Here is a 20,143-nt window from a genome sequence, read left to right on the forward strand (position 1 = left end):
AAAGGAATAACTATAGTGAGGTTTATATGGACGGAATCCAGCCTTGTGTTAAGTGTCAGGTACAAAGCAAATATATAGCTGAGCAATCTCAGCCGGATAAAAATCGCTATATATTTGCTTATATTATTACCATCAAAAACCTGAGTAACCAGCCAGTTCAGTTAATGGAACGTCGCTGGTTAATCACGGATTCCAATGGCAAACAGATCTCTGTTGAAGGTGAAGGCGTAGTGGGTCAGCAGCCCGTTATCGCTGCTAACGATGAGTACACCTATACCAGTGCAACAGCGCTGGAAACACCACTAGGTGTTATGCAGGGTTTGTACGTTATGCATGATCAGCATGGTGATGAGTTTCACTGTATAATCGACCCGTTTCGGTTAGCTATTCCCAACATACTTAACTAGAGATAAGCCGTGGCAAACTATATAGTCGGAGATATTCAGGGCTGTTTCGACGAACTGGAATTACTACTAAATAAAGCAAAGTTTAATCCTGCAGAAGATATTTTATGGGTTGCAGGTGATCTGGTCGCCAGAGGACCAAAGTCTCTGGAAACATTACGTTTTATCAAATCACTCGGTGATGCAGCCCGACCCGTTGTCGGCAATCATGATCTGCATCTGCTGGCAGTTTCTCTTGGTGTTCACCCTTTAAAGAAAAAAGATAAAACAGCGGCCATTTTTTCTGCCGATGATAAGCAGGAGCTTTTCGACTGGTTAAGAAGACAGCCTCTTCTGGCAGAGCACGATGACTTTGTCGTCTGTCATGCCGGTATCTCCCCGCAATGGAACCTGAAAACCGCCAGAGCCTGTGCCAGAGAAGTAGAAGAGATTCTTTGCAGTGACAACTGGGCATCACTCATCGAGCAAATGTATTCCAACACTCCCGACCTCTGGAGCCCTAAACTTAAAGGGATAGAGAGATACCGTTATATTATTAACGCCTTTACCAGAATGCGATTCTGTTATCCTGACGGCCGGCTGGATATGCTCTGCAAGCAACCACCTCAGGAGCTTAATCAGGATGATCTGCTGCCATGGTTTAAGCTTAAAAGCAGAAAGAAGGTCAAGAAAACCATTCTGTTTGGTCACTGGGCCGCTCTTATGGGCTGTCAGAGAAAGGATGTTATCGGGCTGGACACTGGTTGTGTATGGGGTGGCGAGCTAACCATGTTTCGCTGGGAAGATAAGAAGTTTTTCCGTCAAAAGAGTTTAACCGGATAAGCTTTTCCGGGGCGAGTTCTGCCCCGGTCTAAAGTCCCCTGATGGGCTAATCAGGCTCTGTCCAGTATCGAAAATCTCATATCGAAACGGTTTTTCTCGTCAGCAGAATAGTTTTCTGAAAAGCACTCCTGCCAGCCTTCTCCCCAATCCGGAAACTGAGTATCTCCATCAACCTCAAGATCTATATGGGTAAGATAGAGTCTGTCGGCTATTTCAAGGCAACTGGCGTATATAGAACCACCGCCAATGATCATCACCTCAGCCTCACCGGCAACCAACTTAAAAGCCTCATCAATCGACGACACTACGGTTGTGCCCTGAAAAGAGACTGAAGGATCCCTGCTAATCACTATATTGTGGCGTCCGGGTAGTGGACGGCCTATAGACTGATAGGTTTTTCTCCCCATAACCACAGGTTTACCCATGGTACAGCGCTTAAACCAGGCAAAATCGGCCGGAAGGTGCCACGGCATCTGGTTATCTTTTCCGATAACTCTGTTGTTTGCCATTGCGGCAATCATACTAATTTTCATCTTGTGTTATTGTCCTGATAAAGTTTCCCTGAAAAAAACTGCTGTCCCTATACCACAGGCCTTCTGCGATAAAATAGCAGCCCCGGCATTGCCAGCCCGACGGCTAATCCTATGATTATAAACATAGATTTAAGGAAGTTTTCCAGCAAAATAGCCACCAGTTCCGTAGTATAACCAAGGCTGTTTATCTCAACTAAGGCAATCATAGCTTTAAAGGCAAACACACCGGGAACCATGGGGATTAAAGCGGCAACGGTAAATACCTTAGGGTGAGCCAGAAATTTATGTGACCAGTGAACGCCGATAATACCAACCAAGGTAGCGGCAAAAAAGGTGGCCCACTCAATAGGAATACCAAACTGCAACATTAAAAAGCGCGAACCATGCCCGACAGCACCACCAATAGCACAATATAGCAAAGCCTTCTGGGGAACATTAAATACCATGGCAAAACCTACAGCGGGTATGGCTGCAAAGAACATATCATTTAGTAAAGCGAACAACAGATCCATTAGCCTACCCACCCCCATACGCCAGCCAGTGTCATGGCACCAATAATCCCTAACGCTGTAGCCAGAGTCAGCATGCTGGCCATCACAAACCTTGCGATGCCCATATTGATATAGCCTTTAACCATATCAGAAACAGAGTTAATCAAGGGAAAACCGGGAACTAACATAAGTACCGAAGAAGCCATTACTATAAAAGGCATATTACCGATCTCATAGATAACTGCCTGAGCAGAAACTAAAGTAGTAACAAAGGCCGTTACTGCAAAGTTGAGTAGCGGATTAAAGTGACGGTGACCTATCTCCTGCCGCACTATCATACCTACTGCCGATGAGAGAAAAGTCATCATAAATACAAGCCTATCTCCACCGGCTAAATGGCTAAAACAGGCACACGACAAGCCGATCATAAACACTACCAGCCAGCGGTTATAACGTTCCGGGCTGATATCATCAAGGCGCTTCTGCGCCAGAGAAGCATTAACAACCCCTTTCTCCATCATGATGCAGATACGCTGAATCTGGGTAATAACTCTCATATTAATGCCGCGATCAGCACAGCGACGGGTTGTCGTCATGCACCTGTCATCAATAAAAGTAGTCACGACTAACGAACTGGCGGACAAAGAGACTTCCACCTCGTTGGCTCCCGCCGCCAGCCCCATGCGCCTCATAATATCATTTACAAGCGTGCTTTCAGCACCATGAGCCAGTAGCATCTGCCCAGCCTGCGCCACCAGACGTGAAAGTGCTCTCTGCTGGCTCTCTACCGTCAACTGCGGTTCCATTGCTCCTCCCTTAATTCCCTCTAACGACATAAACTCAAACTTACAAAACAAAAAACATCCACCGGCATAGCCGGTGGTTTTTCATATGCGCCTATAAGGCTCTCCTACTGGCAGCGCCCTAACAGGCGCATAATGATCTGACATTTGCATATTACTGTTACTTGCGACCCGTAAACGGGCTACCTGAATACGGGATCGACAATTGTTATCCCATTTTATCCTGCTCTAGTTGATGCTTTATGTAATCTTGTATCTTGCGGGTGTTTTTGCCAGCTGTATCTATATAGTACCCTCGACACCAAAATTCTCGGTTTCTGTACTGGAACTTCATGTTTCCAAACCGTTCATATAGCATCAAACTGCTTTTTCCTTTTAAGTATCCCATAAACGATGAAACACTCATTTTGGGCGGTATTTCTAAAAGCATATGGATATGATCTGCACAACACTCTGCTTCAATAATGTTCACATTTTTCCATTCACATAGCTTTCTTAATATCTCTCCTATAACCCTTCGCTTTTCTCCATAGAACACTCGTCTTCTATACTTCGGTGCGAAGACTACATGATACTTACAATTCCAGCGCGTGTGCGCTAAGCTCTTTTCGTCCCCCATTGGGACCCCCTTTCAATTTTTGTTTAACTCTTGTAGTTGCCAGACCACAAGGTGTTTTTAACAAATTGAAAGGGGATTTATAACTGACTTATAGCTGTAAGCTTAACGGAACCCCCAGCCTAACTGGGGGTTTTCTATATACAAAAAAACCGCAACATCACATTGCGGTTTTCAAATATAACTTAACTAGTCACGTACATAGATAACGTGGCCGTCATCTTCTTCATCATCCCAGTCATCCCAGTCATCTTCAGTAACCACATCTTTACCTGACATGGCTTCTTTGTGGTAGTCGTCCCACATAAAGTCGACTTTCTCTTCTTCTGACTGCTCAGCTTCTTCTTTAGGTAGTGATTCCATAAAGTCAGCCAACTGGTAGCAAAGCTCCTTAGTACCCTGCTTGTTTACAGCAGAGATCTTAAAGAATCTATCTTCCCAGCCTAGGGCATCAAGGATCTGTTGGATCTTCTCATCCGCTTCTTCTTCAGGAAGCAGGTCAGTTTTATTGAATACCAGCCAGCGTGGTTTCTGGGCCACTTTTTCGCTGTACTGCTCCAGCTCATCAATGATGGTCAGGGCATTCTGCACCGGATCACTCTCATCAATAGGCAGAATATCAATCATATGTAGCAGAACACGGCAGCGTTCCAGATGTTTCAGGAAACGGATACCAAGACCGGCACCGTCTGCAGCGCCTTCAATCAGCCCCGGAATATCAGCAACAACAAAGCTCTTTTCCGGAACCACACTTACCACACCAAGGCTAGGAATAAGGGTAGTAAACGGATAGTCAGCCACTTTAGGTTTAGCCGCAGAAACCGATCGGATAAAGGTTGATTTACCGGCATTCGGAAGACCCAGCATACCAACATCAGCCAGAAGCAGAAGCTCCAGACGCAGTTCGCGGACTTCACCCTTGGTGCCCATGGTTTTCTGGCGTGGCGCTCTGTTTACCGAGGATTTAAAGCGGGTATTACCCAGCCCGTGCCAGCCACCTTTGGCAACCATGATTTTCTTGCCATGTTCAGCCACTTCACCAACAACTTCGTTAGTGTGAATATCTACAGCACGAGTTCCTACAGGTACTTTAAGCACAGTATCCTGACCACGTTTACCGGTACAGTTACCACCACTGCCGTTTTTACCACGCTCTGCGGCATAAAAGCGTTGAAAACGGTAATCAATCAGGGTGTTCAGGTTCTCATCGGCCTGCAGGTATACATCACCGCCATCGCCGCCATCACCACCATCCGGGCCACCTTTAGCGACAAATTTTTCCCGCCAAAAGCTGACAACACCATTACCGCCATCACCGGCTTCTACTTTAACTACCGCTTCATCTACGAATTTCATTTTTTACTCCGCTCTGGGTGCAAATATCATCTGTCTGACAATATCAATTTTAGCAGATCCAAGTTTCAATCAGATCGATCACCCAAGATCCAATGCTATCTGCTCATTAGAACACAAAGAAAGTCACCATACTTTTAGCCAATTCCTATATGCATTCCCACGGAGGACCGTGGGAACGAGAGTAACTAGCAACCGTACCCGCTCTCATACTCTGCGTGGAAACGAGTTACTAGCAACCACACTTGTTCCCATGCTCTGCGTGGGAACACATATGAATGACTTTCTTTGTTCTCTGTTATAAATAAAAAACCCCGCCGAATTGGCAGGGCTTTTGAATTCAGCTTGAAACTAAATTATTCAGTTTCGATGCTTACGAATTTACGGTTCTTAGGACCTTTAACTTCAAACTTCACTTTACCTTCAGATAGAGCGAAAAGAGTATGGTCTTTACCGATACCAACGTTAGTGCCAGCGTGGAACTTAGTACCACGTTGACGAACGATGATGTTACCCGCTAGAACTGATTCACCACCGAAACGCTTAACACCAAGACGTTTACTTTCTGAATCACGACCGTTACGAGTAGAACCGCCAGCTTTTTTGTGTGCCATTGTATATCTCTCCTAACCGTATTAAGCGCTGATGCCAGTGATTTTCACTTCAGTGAACCACTGACGGTGGCCTTGTTGCTTACGAGAGTGCTTACGACGACGGAACTTAACGATTTTAACTTTATCGCCACGACCGTGCTTAACCACTTCCGCAGTTACTTTACCGCCCTCAACAAGAGGTGCACCAACAGCGATTTCTTCGCCATTAGCAACCATAAGAACAGTATCGAACTCAACTGTTGCGCCAGTTTCAACGTCTAATTTTTCTAAACGAAGGGTTTGACCTTCGCTTACACGGTGTTGTTTACCACCAGATTGGAAAACAGCGTACATTTTTTACTCCGCTTTTTCCGCACAGCCTTTTGCTATCAAATCAAGCATTTCGGGTGTGCGCTAAACTAATCATCAATAGGGCGCAGATTCTACGTGAATGAACGTCCTATGACAAGCCAAATTTTAAAATAATTGGCGAAAAGCTAATCGCCAAAGAAAAGTGGAAGGATCATGCCTATGAATTGTGTATTTATCAATGTTTTTTAGTGTAAAATCTGCCAAAAATAGAAATCACAAAAGCCTTACACAGGTTAACCTCAGCCGGAACTAACATGGATTTTAAAGCTATCCAAGCGCTTACTGCCGATGATATGGCAAAAGTTAATGAGACAATTCAAGCCCAACTCAACTCAGAAGTTACCTTAATTAACCAATTAGGATTCTATATTGTCAGTGGCGGCGGAAAACGTCTCAGACCTCTTCTAGCCCTTCTTTCAGCAAAGGCGCTGGGTTATGAAGGAAAAGACCACATTATGGCAGCTGCCTTCGTGGAATTTATTCATACCGCTACCCTGCTGCACGATGATGTGGTTGATGAGTCAGATATGCGCCGTGGTAAAGCCACTGCCAATGAAGCGTTCGGAAATGCTGCCAGCGTCCTTGTTGGTGACTATATATACACACGCTCATTTCAGATGATGACCAGCTTAGGATCATTAAAGATCCTCGCTCTTATGAGTGAAGCAGTGAACGTTATCGCTGAAGGAGAAGTTCAGCAACTTATTAACTGTAACGATCCTGATACCACAGAAAAGAGCTATATGCAGGTTATCTACTCAAAAACAGCCCGACTGTTTGAGGCAGCAACTCAGATAGGAGCTATCTTGTCTGATGCTCCCGAGGAAGTAGAAGTCGCTATGCAGAACTATGGTAAGTATCTGGGTACCGCTTTTCAGTTGATCGATGATGTACTTGACTACACCGCTGACGGCAAAGAGATGGGTAAGAATGTCGGAGACGATCTGGCGGAAGGCAAACCAACCCTTCCTTTACTCTATGCGATGCAGCACGGCAATGCAGAACAGAAGGCAATGATTCGTGAGGCGATAGAAAAAGCCAATGGTATGGAGAAGCTTGATCAGATCCTTGATGCCATGAAGCAGACAGGCTCTCTTGAGTACACCACAGAACTTGCCTATAAAGAAGCAGACAAAGCCATTGCCGAACTGTCAGTCGTTCCTGAGTCTGACTATAAAGAGGCGTTAATCGCCCTTGCCCATCTGGCTGTAAAGCGAAACAAATAATATAGACAAGCTGCTATATAAGACGAACACAAAAAAGGTCAGACATAGTCTGACCTTTTCTCTTATATATAGAGGCTATTATTTAGCGAACTCTTCACCTTTAACGATATCGCCGTTAAGAGTATCCATCATACCGTCCAGAGCGTCTTTTTCGAATGCGCTCAGCTCACCATAGCTTAGTACTGCTTCTACGCCCTCTTTACCCAGCTTAACCGGCTGTGCAAAGAAACGAGTATGATCACCCGGGCCTTCTACATAAGCGCACTCAACAACATTCTCTTCGCCGTTAAGAGCTTTCACCAGAGAGATACCGAAACGGCATGCTGCCTGCCCCATAGAAAGGGTTGCAGAGCCGCCGCCAGCTTTCGCCTCAACAACTTCTGTACCAGCATTCTGAATACGAACAGTCAGCGCTGCAATCTCTTCATCAGTAAACTCAACGTCTTTAACCTGAGAAAGAAGAGGAAGAATAGTTACACCAGAGTGGCCACCGATAACCGGCACACGAACGTCACCTGGATCTTTATCTTTTAGTTCTGCAACAAAAGTCTCAGAGCGGATAACATCCAGTGTTGTTACACCAAACAGACGACGCTTGTCATACACTCCTGCTTTTTTTAGAACTTCTGCTGCGATTGGCACAGTGGTATTGACAGGGTTAGTAATAATACCCACCAATGCTTTAGGACAAACTACAGCAATCTTCTCTGCCAGTGACTTAACAATTCCGGCATTCACGTTGAACAGGTCTGCACGATCCATTCCCGGCTTACGGGCAACACCGGCAGAGATCAGAACCACATCAGCACCTTCCAGTGCTGGCGTTGGGTCTTCTCCGGCATAACCTTTGATAGACACAGGTGTAGGGATATGGCTTAAATCAGCAGCGACACCCGGAGTAACAGGTGCAATATCATAAAGGGCTAAATCAGAACCCGCTGGAAGGCGGTTTTTCAGTAGTAGTGCAAGGGCTTGGCCTATGCCTCCGGCGGCTCCGATAACGGCTACTTTCATAGTAGTTCTCCTTGAGATTTTAAGATTAAAAATTATGTAGGGTTTTAATTCTTTTGTTTACTGCGTATAGAAAAGAAATTAAATGAATCATTGTTTGATTACAATTAATTAACGTCAGCTTTGCGACTCCGCGCACCTCGCGCCCAACGTGCTACAAAAGTAGTATGGAAATCTGAATCTTAGGCTGAAATGATTCTGTAACCATTATGTTACAAAACAGGTCTTAAGAACAGTGGAATCAGTGACAGATACAGCAAATTTATAGTGAATATTTGCTGCAACAAGATTGAGTGTGAGAATATATGAAAACTCATTACTACCATTGAAAAATCGATCATGCGCAATACAGATAAACAAGACAATTTGGTTAGAGCCTTCAAAGCGTTGCTGAAAGAAGAACGTTTTGGTTCTCAGGGTGAGATTGTAGATGCTCTTAAACAGGAAGGTTTTGAGAACATCAATCAGTCGAAAGTTTCCCGTATGCTGACTAAGTTTGGTGCTGTACGTACCCGCAATGCGAAAATGGAAATGGTTTACTGTCTTCCCGCAGAGCTCGGTGTTCCGACAACATCAAGTCCGCTGCGTGAACTGGTTCTGGATATCGATCATAACAACGCAATTGTTGTCATTCACACCGGCCCTGGTGCAGCACAACTTATTGCCCGTTTGCTCGATTCTCTGGGTAAATCGGAAGGGATTCTTGGAGTAGTAGCTGGTGATGACACCATCTTTATTACTCCTACACTAAACGTCACTACCAAGCAGCTTTACGACTCAGTCTGCACGCTATTCGAATATGCTGGATAAGGCGAAAAAAGCAGTTTTTTTGCCCACCCAGATTTTCGTTTTTATTCCGTGAACTGACTCACAGTTTCAAAAATCAACTTACATAAATCAGTCATTTTAATAAGTGACTGATTTTTTTAACATTTTTAACACTACAGTTTACATAATTGCTCTTTGTAGCCCAGCATTTCCCCCTATCTCATTGAGCATTCTTATAATTTTGTGCCATTTTTTTGCTATCATGCTGCCACTTTTTCAAGATACGGATTGAAAAAGATGCCGTTTCCAAACAGGAAACTCCTGCGTTAACTATGCTTAGTAACTGCGGGGTTCACAATGAATAAAGGAAGGAAAATTCATGGCATTTAAAAAATTTGTCCAAGTAGGCGCAATTGCCGCTGCAGTAATGGGTGCTGGTGCTGCTTCAGCTCAAGATTTCATTACTATCGGTACTGGTTCTGTAACGGGTGTATATTACCCAACAGGCGGTGCTATCTGTAAGCTGGTTAACAAAGGTCGTAAAGAGCACAATATCCGCTGCTCAGTAGAATCTACTGGTGGTTCTATCTACAACATCAACACAATCCGCGCCGGTGAGCTGGATTTTGGTGTTGTTCAGTCTGACTGGCAGTTCCACGGATATAACGGTTCCAGCAAATTTGAAGCACAAGGCCCGTACAAGAAACTACGCGCAATGTTCTCTCTTCATACCGAACCATTTAACATCATTGCCCGCGCTGACTCAGGCATCAACAATGTTGCTGACCTTAAAGGTAAGCGTGTAAACATCGGTAACCCGGGTTCTGGTGACCGTGCAACCATGGGCGTGGTAATGGATGCGTTTGGCTGGACTAACGACAGCTTTAAACTTGCATCTGAGCTGAAAGGTTCTGAGCGTTCACAAGCACTATGTGATAACAAAATTGATGCGTTTATCTACATGGTTGGTCATCCAAACGGCTCAATCAAAGAAGCAACAACCTCTTGTGATGCTAAGCTAGTTTCTGCAACAGGTGCTGAGATCGATAAGATCGTAGCTGAAAACCCATACTACGCATACACCTCTCTGCCAGCAGGTACATACCGTGGCACAGACGCTGATGTGAACAGCTTTGGTGTAGCAGCAACAATGGTAACGACAACAGATGTTTCTGACGAAGTTGCTTACAACGTTGCTAAAGCAGTATTTGAAAACTTTGATACATTCAAACGTCTTCACCCTGCATTTGCAAACCTGAAGAAAGAAGACATGGTTAAAGCTGGTCTTTCTATCCCTCTACATCCAGGTGCAGAAAAATACTACAAAGAAGCAGGACTTCTTAAGTAATTGATTTACAGCAAAATTACTTAGTTTAAGGAGGCTTTGGCCTCCTTATCAGTTTTATAAAGCGTATTTACATCGCTCTCAGACAACGTTTTACAACAAGCAAATAACGATAAAAATAAACTAATTCCACAACCAAAATCACGGCGGTAATTTAAGCGATACTGACAGGTCTATCCTAAAATTACACAGAATTGTATCTACAATCATTTTGGTTTTTCGACAAACGACCATCAAGAATAAGGATAAAGTACATGACGCAGACAACCAAACCGTCTCCAGATGTGCAAGAAATGGTGGCACAAGCTGACACTGGCGCAAGAAACCCATCGGGGATTCCTGGACGTATTCTATGGTTTGTTCCACTTTGCTGGTCATTATTCCAACTTTGGTACGCATCTCCATTACCATTCATTTTTGATTTCGGCGTACTTAATGACACACAAGCCCGTTCTATTCACTTAACCTTTGCCATCTTCTTAGCATTTACTGCTTATCCGGCTCTGGCACACTCTCCACGCGACAGAGTGCCGGTTGTTGACTGGGTATTAGCACTATTAGGTAGTTTCTCTGCTGCCTACATCTACATTTTCTATGCTGAACTGGCGGATCGCTCCGGTGCACCAACAACACCTGATATTGTTGCTGCGGTTATTGGTATGGTTCTGCTGCTGGAAGCAACACGCAGAGCATTAGGTCCGCCGCTAATGGTGGTTGCCGCTGTCTTTCTGACTTACACTTTCGCCGGCCCTTATATGCCGGACGTTATCGCCCATAAAGGTGCCAGTCTGAACAAGGCGATGTCACACCTCTGGCTGACGACAGAAGGCGTATTCGGTGTTGCTCTTGGCGTATCTACCTCATTTGTATTCCTGTTCGTTCTGTTCGGTGCCATGCTGGAGAGAGCCGGAGCGGGTGCTTACTTTATTAAAGTAGCCTTCTCCCTACTTGGCCATATGCGTGGTGGTCCGGCAAAAGCGGCGGTTGTCGCTTCCGGCCTTTCAGGTCTGGTTTCAGGTTCTTCTATCGCAAACGTAGTAACCACAGGTACCTTCACTATTCCGTTAATGAAACGGGTTGGTTTCCCGGGAACTAAAGCGGGTGCTGTTGAGGTTGCCGCTTCTACTAACGGTCAGTTAACACCGCCAATCATGGGTGCCGCTGCATTCCTGATGGTTGAGTACGTAGGTATCTCCTATGTAGAAGTAATTAAAGCTGCACTTCTGCCTGCGCTGATCTCTTATATCGCGCTTCTGTATATTGTTCACTTAGAAGCGTGTAAAGCTGGTATGACTGGTCTTCCGCGCCGTCATACACCTAAGTTTATCCATAGCATGCTCTCTTTCACCGGTACTATTTTAGGCCTGTGCGTGTTGAGTGCTGCGGTCTACTATGGTGTTGGCTGGACCAAAGATGTGTTTGGCGCTGCAGCAACTCCGATTGTAACTGTTGCCCTGCTGCTAGCCTATGTTGCTCTGGTTCGTGTCTCTGCAGCCTATGCTGAACACGCTCATATGGCTATTGATGAGGATCTGATGGAAGTGCCTGATGCAGGACCAACCATTAAATCCGGCCTGCACTTCCTGCTTCCGATTGTGGTTCTGGTCTGGTGTCTGACGGTTGAACGTTTCTCTCCGGGTCTTTCCGCATTTTGGGCTACCGTGTTTATGATCTTTATTCTGATCACACAGCGTCCGCTTCTGGCATTTTTTGCCAAAGAAGGTCATATCAAAGAGCAGGCTCTGGCTGGCTTGGTAGACCTTTCTGAAAGTCTGGTATCCGGTGCCCGTAACATGATTGGTATCGGTGTTGCCACAGCTGCAGCCGGTACCGTTGTAGGGGTTGTAACCCTGACAGGTATCGGTCTGGTGATGACTGACTTCGTTGAGTTTATCTCAGGTGGTAGCATTATCCTGATGCTGCTGTTTACCGCGGTAATCAGTCTGGTACTGGGCATGGGTCTGCCGACAACGGCAAACTATATTGTTGTATCTACCCTGATGGCTCCGGTTATTGTCACCCTTGGTGCTGCTCACGGATTGATCATTCCGCTTATTGCCGTTCACCTGTTTGTGTTCTATTTCGGTATTCTGGCCGATGATACACCACCGGTTGGTCTGGCAGCCTTTGCGGCAGCGGCGATTGCCAAGTCAGATCCAATCAGAACCGGTATTCAGGGTTTCACTTACGATATCCGTACCGCCATACTGCCGTTTATGTTTGTATTTAATACCCAGCTTCTGATGATGGGAATTGATACCTGGTGGCACCTGCTGCTGACTATTCTGTCTGCAACGTTGGCCATGCTAATCTTCTCTGCCGCGACTCAGGGTTGGTGGTTTACCAAGAACAAATGGTGGGAAACCGTACTGTTGCTGGTACTGACATTCTCCTTCTTCAGACCGGGTTTCTGGTGGGATATGATCTATCCTGCAAAAGAACTTCATTCAGGAGTTGAGATAGCTCAAATTACTGAAAATCTTGATGTGGGACAATCACTTGAATTAAGAGTCGCTGGTGAAAACCTTGAAGGCAAGTATCTGGAAAAAACCGTATTACTACCATTTGATGATGATGCACAAGGTGCTGAAGAACGCATCTCTTCTATGGGCTTAATGCTCAACGAGTCCGAAGGAAAGATGATTGTTGATATGGTTGAATTTGGTAGCCCGGCAGAATCGGCTGGTATTGATTTCGACTGGGAGATCAAGTGGGTAATTATCAAAGCGGACCGTCCGATGAAAGAGTGGGTATTTGTACCTGCAATTTTGATACTTGTTGGACTAGGCTTTAATCAGAGACGTCGTGCTGCTAAGGATGCAATAAGCGCGTAATACAGGTCGGGGTTAACCATAAGGCCAGCCCCGACACTCTAAGGGATAATCAAGGGCTTCGCCCGTCATTACGAGATAAATAGAATGTATAAACAGATCCTGATTCCCGTTGATCTAAATGATAAAGGCTTTTCAGATAAAGCAGTTGAACTTGCAGTGTGGCATGCCAAACACTCAAATGCAGAGCTGCATCTACTGAATGTTCTTCCCGGTATTCATATGTCTATGGTCGCGACTTATTTTCCAAAAGATGCGGCCAGAAAGATGAAAAATGATGTGAAAAGCCAGCTTCAGAGGTTTGCTGAGCAACATATTACAGAGGATGTAATCTATAAGACTCACGTGGTTGAAGGTAAGCCTTACGCTGCTATTCTGGAGTCAGCAGAGAAACTGGGCGCTGACCTGATTGTTATGCCAAGCCATAAACGCTCTAAGGTCGATAAAGTAGTATTAGGTTCCGTTGCCAGTAAAGTAGTACAGAACTCACCAATCAACGTGTTGGTTGTTAAGCCTCAGGGTTAAACTGATCAATCCCTTTCCGTATCTAAAAACAGCACCCTTGGGTGCTGTTTTCTTTTCTGTCGCTGTGCTTCAGAGCGACTACATCTTAGGTAAAAGTTTGTAATCCGGTAGCTGAGGCTCAGCCGAAAAGTGCTCGAGAATCTCTGCTTTTGCTTCAGGGAAAAAGTCACAAGCAACAAACTGAGTAGCCAGTTGATCGTTTTGCGGATGATAAAAGCTCAATTCAGAAGAGTGTAGCTGAAGTCTTGACGATAAAGCACGAGCCTCACTGCCAGCATAGAACTCATCACCAACAATAGCATGGCCAAGCTCCATCATATGTACCCTTAGCTGATGGGAGCGGCCGGTTATCGGCAGCAGCCTGACCAGCGTGGTTTTATCTTCTCTCTGCACTACCTGATAACGAGTCTGGGAAGGTTTACCATATTCATAACAGACTTTCTGTCTGGGACGGTTAGGCCAGTCACAAATCAAAGGAAGATCGATAATGCCTTCGTCTTCAGCAACTTGTCCCCAGACTCTGGCGTAATAGATCTTATGTGTCAGACGGTATTGGAATTGCTTTTTCAGGTGCCTTTCGGCATCCTTTGTCAACGCAAGCAACATCAGGCCTGAAGTGGCCATATCCAGACGATGAACCACCTGAATATCAGGAAAATCCACCACTAAACGACTCCATAAGCTATCGTAATGCTCTTCCAGCCTCCCGGGGACGGACAGTAGACCGGCAGGTTTGTTTGCCACTAAAATATGCTGATCCTGATAAGTTATCTCAATAGGATCTTTACTTGGTCGATACTCGATTAACGCCACAATTCTACAGCTCTGTCTGTTGCCCTCTTTAGCAGAGGGCATAGTAAATTAGTTGTGACTCACCACAATCATTCTCAGGGAATCCAGCTGAATCTGAGCCTGACCAATATAGCCAGTTAACTCGTCTATCTGACGCTCAATGGCCTGCAGCTCTTCATCACGAATATTCGGGTTTACCGCTTTCAGTGCCTGAAGACGCTCAAGATCGCCATTCAGTACACTCATCATCTCTTGCTTCGCCTGTTCCCTAACCTGCTCAAGCTTAGACACAACCTGCTTCTCACCAGCCTCAATAAGCTTATGAACTTCGTTCTGCACAGAAGAGACCAGCTTACTGGCCATATGGCGGTTTACCGGGCTTAGCTGGCGGTTAAAGCTCTCAAACTCGACCTGATCAGAAAGATCATTTCCGCGACCATCAATCATCAGACGAATCGGAGTCTGAGGCAGGAAGCGGTTAATTCCACTTCTTTTCGGAGCCTGTGCATCGACCTTATAAATCAGTTCCAGCAGTAGTGTTCCTACCGGCAAAGCCTTGTTCTTTAGCAGAGATACCGCTGAGGTTCCCACTCCTTCACTTAGCAGAAGGTCAATACCGCCCTGAATCATAGGGTGCTCCCAACTGATAAAGTTCATATCTTCACGGGAAAGAGCGGTATCACGGTCAAAAGTGATGGTTGCTCCGTCATAAGGCAGGCCCGGATAGCTTGGCACCATCATATGCTCAGATGGGGTAACCACCAGTGCATTTTCACCTTTATCATCCTGATTCAGGCCAATGGTATCAAACAGGCTAAGGGCGAAGGTAACCAGATTAGTATCACCGTCCGTTGCCGAGATCTGCTCAACAATCTTCTCTGCTGCTTCACCACCGTTAGAGTGCATTTCAAGCAAGCGATCACGCCCCTGCTCAAGCTGAGACTTCAACTGTTTGTTTAGCTTATTAGACTCCTCGATAACCTCATCTAACTGAGGAGATTCACCGCTAGCCAGCATCTCAATTAGCGCATCAGAAAACTGATCGTAAACGGCCCGGCCTGTCGGACAGGTTTCAGAAAATGCCTGAAGCCCCTCTTCAAACCAGCGGGCCAGAATACCCTGAGATGAACCTTGCAGATAAGGAACAAAAATATCGATATCCCGCTGCTGACCAATTCGATCCAGACGACCAATACGCTGCTCCAGCAGATCCGGATTAAACGGCAGATCAAACATTACCAGTTGGTTAGCAAACTGGAAGTTACGCCCTTCAGAACCGATCTCAGAGCAGATAAGCAGTTGTGCACCACCCTCTTCCTGTGCGAAATAGGCGGCAGCTTTATCGCGCTCAAGGATAGACATGCCTTCATGGAAAACTGTGGCACGTATACCTTCACGTTCACGCAGTGCCTGCTCCAGTTGCAAAGCGGTTTCCGCTCTTGAAGCTATCACCAGAATTTTTTCAGAACGCTTAACCTTAACCTTTTCAATCAGCCAGTCGACACGTGAATCAAACTGCCACCAGCTTGATGAACCACCTTCCAGCTCCTGAAAGATCTCTTCAGGGTAGAGGCGTTTCATTGCCCGCGCTTCTACCGGTAGCTCAGCATCCAGCATGGCAGAGACACGCAGTGCCCGGCCATATTGCTCAGGCATCTCCATCGGCAGCAGGTTTACATTTCTTTTCGGGAAGCCCTTGATTGCCGAACGGGTGTTACGGAACAGCACCCGGCCGGTACCGTGACGATCCATCAGGTTATCAATCAGTTCCTGACGGGCTTTAGCTTTCTCATCTTCAGCCACATCCCCTTCGATAATACGGAACAGGGGCTCAACATCCTGTTCAGACAACAACTCAGTGATCTGATTTTTTGCTGAATCTTCCAATAGCTTACCGCTAAACAAAGTACTAACTGCATCAGCTACCGGCTGGTACTGCTGTTCTTCCTGAACAAAGGCCTGATAGTCATAAAAACGATCCGGATCCAGCAGACGCAGACGGGCAAAGTGGCTCTCATGGCCGAGTTGCTCTGGTGTTGCTGTCAAAAGCAGTACCGCAGGTGTGTTATTAGCAAGGCTTTCTACTACCTTATACTCTCTGCTCGGCTGCTCCGGACTCCACTCAAGGTGATGCGCTTCATCAACCACCATAAGATCCCAGTTACCATCGACCATCTGCTCAAAACGACGCTCGTTTTTGGTCAGAAAATCAAGGGAGCAGAGTACATACTGAGCGGTATCAAACGGATTGGCTGCATCAGCCAGTGCTTCAATACAGCGCTCTTCATCAAAGATGGAAAAATGCAGGTTAAAGCGGCGCATCATCTCAACCAGCCACTGATGTTGCAGTGTTTCCGGTACCACAATCAATACCCGTTCAGCAGCGCCAGACAGTACCTGCTGATGAATGATCATGCCCGCCTCAATGGTTTTACCCAGACCAACTTCATCGGCCAGTAAAACACGCGGCGCATAACGACGGCCTACTTCATGGGCGATATACAACTGATGCGGAATCAGCCCTGCACGCATACCGCATAAGCCACGCATCGGGCTTTTATGTTGCTGATACTGATTGGACAGCGCTCTGTATCTGAGTACAAAGTTATCCATACGGTCAATCTGACCGGCAAACAGTTTATCCTGAGGCTTATTAAAGCGAATCTGATTACTAAGGAAAATCTCTCTTAGTGCGACACCCTGTTCTTCGCTGTCCAGACGGGTACCAATATAGGTGAGCAGGCCGTTTTGTTCTTTTACTTCATCTATCTTAAGAGACCAGCCTTCCTGACTCTCTACTGTGTCACCTGCGTGAAATACCACCCGGGTAACCGGGGCATCTTTTTGTGCATAGACTCTGTTTTCTTCACTAGCCGCGAACATAACCGTTACTGTCCGTGCGTTCATTTCTACAACAGTACCTAAACCCAAATCGCTTTCTGTGTCGCTTATCCAGCGTTGCCCCAAAGCAAATGCCATAAGATAGATTACCTCTTTATCAGGGATGAAATTAATAAAAGCCGTCAATGAATCACAATATCTTTTTCCGGACAGATGGTTCTCCTGAACGAAAAGATACCGGATTCAGATAACAGCCTATTCAATTCTAGTATTAAATTAATTTGTTGATTTTAATTTATTGAAACCGGCTTGCCGGGCATAGTAATTTCATACCGGGCAGCGGGCGCTAATAGTACTTGAAGCAGTGACACAGGTCACGGAGAAAACCGGGCAAATTGAGGTTTTTTTATCCGGTCAAATCAGCACAACACCGGAGTAACAGCAGCACAACAGCCTGTTATTCGCCCGCGTTGATAAAGGCGGTTAACAGGGGTGAGTTTTGCTCCGTTTGCAGCGCTTCTATTTTGCCCGTAACCTGAACGGTTCCCTCTGCAAGAAAAGCAAAGTCCGTCGCGATTGCTCTGGCATCCGTTAAATGATGCGTTACCATCACAATGGTTATCCCCCTCTGAGCGGCAAGCTGTTTCACCAGATTGAGCATCTCCTCCCTGAGAATAGGATCGAGGGCAGAGAATGGTTCATCCAGCAACCAGATATCATGTTGCTGAACAAAACAGCGGGCAAGGGCAACTCTCTGCTTCTGGCCACCGGACAGTTGATCCGGAGTACGGTCAAGAAAAGCTTCAACACCGACCTGCTCTGCGGCTATTTCTACCTCTCTCTTCTGCTGAGGCGTCAGCTTAAGGCCGGGATGCAAACCTAAGCCAATATTCTCCCTGACCGTCAGGTGCATAAATAGATTGTGCTCCTGAAATAACATGGCAAAAGGTCGCTGGTGAGGCTCTTTACCCAAAATAGAGCGGCTATTCACGCTGATATCACCCGATTCCGGCTGAATAAATCCGGCAATCAGTGCCAGCAAGGTTGACTTACCGGCACCGCTGGGGCCCATTAAAGCAGTAATGCTGCCCTGTTTAACCTGCAAATCGAACAGGAAATTTTCTTTGTGGTAGCGATAGTTGATCTGGCGGACTTGCAGCACTAACTTCTCCTAAAAAATCGTTCAATCAGGGCAAAACAGCTCAGACTGAGCAGTAACAAGGTTAGTGATACTACCGCAGCGGCATCCATCTGATAGCTGCCCAGAAGCTGAAAAAGATACAGCGGCAGGGTTTTAAAATCCTGACTGCCAAACAAGGCAATGGCGCTGATATCGCCAATGGATAACATAAAGCTGATGGCAAAAGCGTGTGCCATCGGCTTATGCAGTGCCCGCCAGTCAATCAGGCGGAAACGTGAAAATCCTTTCATACCCAGACTGGCACTCAATAACTGGTACTGCTGAGCGATATGCAGCATTGGCTGGGACAAGGTTTTAATCACATAGGGCAGAGCCATAAGAGCATTGACCAAAACGACAATAACCCCGGCTAGCTGAAATACATCGCCCATATCCCGCAGTAACAGAAACAGTCCGACACTGATGACCAAGCCGGGAGTAACAAGAATAATGGCACCAGATAACTCAATACTGTCCGCCATTCTGCCCTTTTCGGCCATTCTCAGACTGCGGCTGCTATTGATGATAGCAACTCCAGCCATCAGGGCCAGTACAGCTGCCATTAAGGCGATAGCGAATGAAGCCCTGACCGACAGCCAGAATTCACGGTCAGACAGAACAGCAAATAAACTGCTGTTTAGTCCGCTTATCACCACCATAATAAGGGGGGGAATAACCAGAATAACCGCAGAAACAATCCAGAAGCCGTCCCATAACCTTGCCCTTCTGCTGTCTTTTGTCACAGCAAGGGGATTGTCACACCGCTGCGAAATCAGCGGAGTATGTTTTGCCATTCTCTGTATGGAAAATGATAACAAGGCACAAAGTAACATTTGCCACAGTGCCAATACTGCCCCTGCCTGCAAATCAAAATCGAACTTAATCGCCTGATAGATTGCCAGTTCAATAGTGGTCGATTTAGGCCCTCCACCCAGCGCCATTACGGTGGCAAAACTGGTAAAGCAGAGCATAAAAACCAGCCCGCATACATGAGGTAGTTGCTGACGCAGCCTTGGCCACTCCACCAGCCGGAACTTATCCCAGTGACTCATGCCCAGATGAGCACACAGCTTATGCTGTTGCTCAGGAATCGTTTCAAGAGATTGATACAACAGGCGGCTGGCATAGGGCAGATTAAAAAACACATGGGCCAGCAGAATGCCGTTCAGGCCATAAATTGAAAAAGGCAGTTCCCTCTCCAGCCATTGAAACAGTTCAGCCACAAGACCACTGTTGCCATATATCGCCAGCAAGCCGAAAACCCCCACCAGAACCGGCAAAACCAGCGTTATAGAAAATACCTTAAGCAAAAAAGCCTTGGCGAAAAACTGTCTGCGGCTTAACGCATGGGCAACGGGAATCGCCAGAGAGACGCTTATCAGCATAGACAAAGATGCCTGATAGAAGCTGAAATAGGTAACATGCCGGTAGTAGCCGTCGTTCCAGTACTGGCTAAAGCGGACTTCAGGGGTATAGAGCAGTAAGGCACTCAGGGCAGAGATAACAAACAGCAAAATCGCTGCTGCTACGACGAAACCTGATTTAGGGATTCTCTGCATCTGTTTCTCTACCTGAACTTGAGACTTTCCTGCCCTGAATAATTTAATGTGCTGCAAATAGGCATCTGCAGCACAGGG

Annotated in this window: 19 protein-coding genes; 7 read left to right on the forward strand and 12 right to left on the reverse strand. The window is 46.1% G+C overall.

What is annotated here, in order from left to right; translation table 11 throughout:
• Positions 1-26 precede the first annotated feature (26 nt).
• On the forward strand, positions 27-407 hold the full coding sequence (gene apaG, locus PK654_RS13915; RefSeq protein ID WP_271696462.1) for a Co2+/Mg2+ efflux protein ApaG: 381 nt from the start codon (positions 27-29) through the stop codon (positions 405-407).
• A gap of 9 nt (positions 408-416) precedes the next feature.
• Positions 417-1,226 carry a bis(5'-nucleosyl)-tetraphosphatase (symmetrical) ApaH gene (gene apaH, locus PK654_RS13920; protein ID WP_271696463.1) on the forward strand — a complete coding sequence of 270 codons (810 nt, stop codon included), beginning with the start codon at positions 417-419 and terminating at the stop codon, positions 1,224-1,226.
• A 50-nt stretch (positions 1,227-1,276) separates the two neighbouring features.
• On the opposite strand, the gene folA is transcribed toward apaH, so the two are convergent.
• The 7 genes from folA to rplU all read right to left on the reverse strand — a co-directional run bounded on the left by folA (position 1,277) and on the right by rplU (position 5,969).
• Positions 1,277-1,759 (reverse strand): type 3 dihydrofolate reductase, encoded by a 483-nt coding sequence (gene folA, locus PK654_RS13925; protein ID WP_271696464.1) that lies wholly within the window; start codon positions 1,757-1,759, stop codon positions 1,277-1,279.
• A 47-nt stretch (positions 1,760-1,806) separates the two neighbouring features.
• The gene (locus tag PK654_RS13930; RefSeq protein WP_271696465.1) at positions 1,807-2,289 is read right to left on the reverse strand and encodes a threonine/serine exporter family protein; all 483 of its coding nucleotides are present in this window, start codon (positions 2,287-2,289) and stop codon (positions 1,807-1,809) included.
• Positions 2,271-3,056 carry a threonine/serine exporter family protein gene (locus PK654_RS13935; protein WP_271696466.1) on the reverse strand — a complete coding sequence of 262 codons (786 nt, stop codon included), beginning with the start codon at positions 3,054-3,056 and terminating at the stop codon, positions 2,271-2,273. Before PK654_RS13935 ends, PK654_RS13930 begins: the two co-directional genes overlap by 19 nt.
• Positions 3,057-3,261: 205 nt before the next feature.
• The gene (gene tnpA, locus PK654_RS13940; RefSeq protein ID WP_271696468.1) at positions 3,262-3,672 is read right to left on the reverse strand and encodes an IS200/IS605 family transposase; all 411 of its coding nucleotides are present in this window, start codon (positions 3,670-3,672) and stop codon (positions 3,262-3,264) included.
• 186 nt (positions 3,673-3,858) lie between these two features.
• Positions 3,859-5,025, reverse strand: coding sequence for an Obg family GTPase CgtA (gene cgtA, locus PK654_RS13945; RefSeq protein ID WP_271696469.1), 1,167 nt, complete (start codon positions 5,023-5,025; stop codon positions 3,859-3,861).
• A gap of 353 nt (positions 5,026-5,378) precedes the next feature.
• Positions 5,379-5,636, reverse strand: a complete 258-nt coding sequence (rpmA, locus tag PK654_RS13950) for a 50S ribosomal protein L27 (protein WP_171754227.1) — start codon at positions 5,634-5,636, stop codon at positions 5,379-5,381.
• A 21-nt stretch (positions 5,637-5,657) separates the two neighbouring features.
• Positions 5,658-5,969, reverse strand: coding sequence for a 50S ribosomal protein L21 (rplU, locus tag PK654_RS13955; protein WP_171754226.1), 312 nt, complete (start codon positions 5,967-5,969; stop codon positions 5,658-5,660).
• A gap of 272 nt (positions 5,970-6,241) precedes the next feature.
• Here rplU and ispB point away from each other — a divergent pair, with 272 nt between their 5' ends.
• Entirely contained in the window at positions 6,242-7,213 is a 972-nt protein-coding gene (gene ispB, locus PK654_RS13960) for an octaprenyl diphosphate synthase (RefSeq protein ID WP_271696470.1), read from the forward strand.
• 78 nt (positions 7,214-7,291) lie between these two features.
• Here ispB and mdh read toward each other — a convergent pair whose 3' ends face one another.
• Positions 7,292-8,227, reverse strand: a complete 936-nt coding sequence (gene mdh, locus PK654_RS13965; RefSeq protein ID WP_271696472.1) for a malate dehydrogenase — start codon at positions 8,225-8,227, stop codon at positions 7,292-7,294.
• Between the two features lie 336 nt (positions 8,228-8,563).
• Between mdh and argR the strand changes: the two genes are divergently transcribed.
• The 4 genes from argR (at position 8,564) to PK654_RS13985 (ending at position 13,693) form a co-directional block, all read left to right on the forward strand.
• The gene (gene argR, locus PK654_RS13970) at positions 8,564-9,034 is read left to right on the forward strand and encodes a transcriptional regulator ArgR (protein WP_271696473.1); all 471 of its coding nucleotides are present in this window, start codon (positions 8,564-8,566) and stop codon (positions 9,032-9,034) included.
• 337 nt (positions 9,035-9,371) lie between these two features.
• The gene (locus tag PK654_RS13975) at positions 9,372-10,340 is read left to right on the forward strand and encodes a TAXI family TRAP transporter solute-binding subunit (protein ID WP_271696474.1); all 969 of its coding nucleotides are present in this window, start codon (positions 9,372-9,374) and stop codon (positions 10,338-10,340) included.
• A 251-nt stretch (positions 10,341-10,591) separates the two neighbouring features.
• Positions 10,592-13,171: a TRAP transporter permease gene (locus PK654_RS13980; protein WP_271696475.1), complete on the forward strand. Its 2,580-nt coding sequence runs from the start codon at positions 10,592-10,594 to the stop codon at positions 13,169-13,171.
• Between the two features lie 84 nt (positions 13,172-13,255).
• Entirely contained in the window at positions 13,256-13,693 is a 438-nt protein-coding gene (locus PK654_RS13985) for a universal stress protein (protein ID WP_271696476.1), read from the forward strand.
• Between the two features lie 78 nt (positions 13,694-13,771).
• On the opposite strand, the gene rluA is transcribed toward PK654_RS13985, so the two are convergent.
• The 4 genes from rluA to thiP all read right to left on the reverse strand — a co-directional run bounded on the left by rluA (position 13,772) and on the right by thiP (position 20,065).
• Positions 13,772-14,506: a bifunctional tRNA pseudouridine(32) synthase/23S rRNA pseudouridine(746) synthase RluA gene (gene rluA, locus PK654_RS13990; RefSeq protein WP_271696477.1), complete on the reverse strand. Its 735-nt coding sequence runs from the start codon at positions 14,504-14,506 to the stop codon at positions 13,772-13,774.
• A 48-nt stretch (positions 14,507-14,554) separates the two neighbouring features.
• Entirely contained in the window at positions 14,555-17,464 is a 2,910-nt protein-coding gene (gene rapA / locus PK654_RS13995) for an RNA polymerase-associated protein RapA (protein WP_271696478.1), read from the reverse strand.
• 319 nt (positions 17,465-17,783) lie between these two features.
• Positions 17,784-18,488 carry a thiamine ABC transporter ATP-binding protein gene (gene thiQ / locus PK654_RS14000; RefSeq protein WP_271696479.1) on the reverse strand — a complete coding sequence of 235 codons (705 nt, stop codon included), beginning with the start codon at positions 18,486-18,488 and terminating at the stop codon, positions 17,784-17,786.
• Complete coding sequence (gene thiP, locus PK654_RS14005; RefSeq protein WP_271698893.1) at positions 18,488-20,065, reverse strand: thiamine/thiamine pyrophosphate ABC transporter permease ThiP; 1,578 nt, start codon at positions 20,063-20,065, stop codon at positions 18,488-18,490. Before thiP ends, thiQ begins: the two co-directional genes overlap by 1 nt.
• Positions 20,066-20,143: the final 78 nt, after the last annotated feature.

The sequence above is a fragment of the Vibrio sp. SCSIO 43137 genome, assembly GCF_028201475.1.
GTDB lineage: Bacteria > Pseudomonadota > Gammaproteobacteria > Enterobacterales > Vibrionaceae > Vibrio.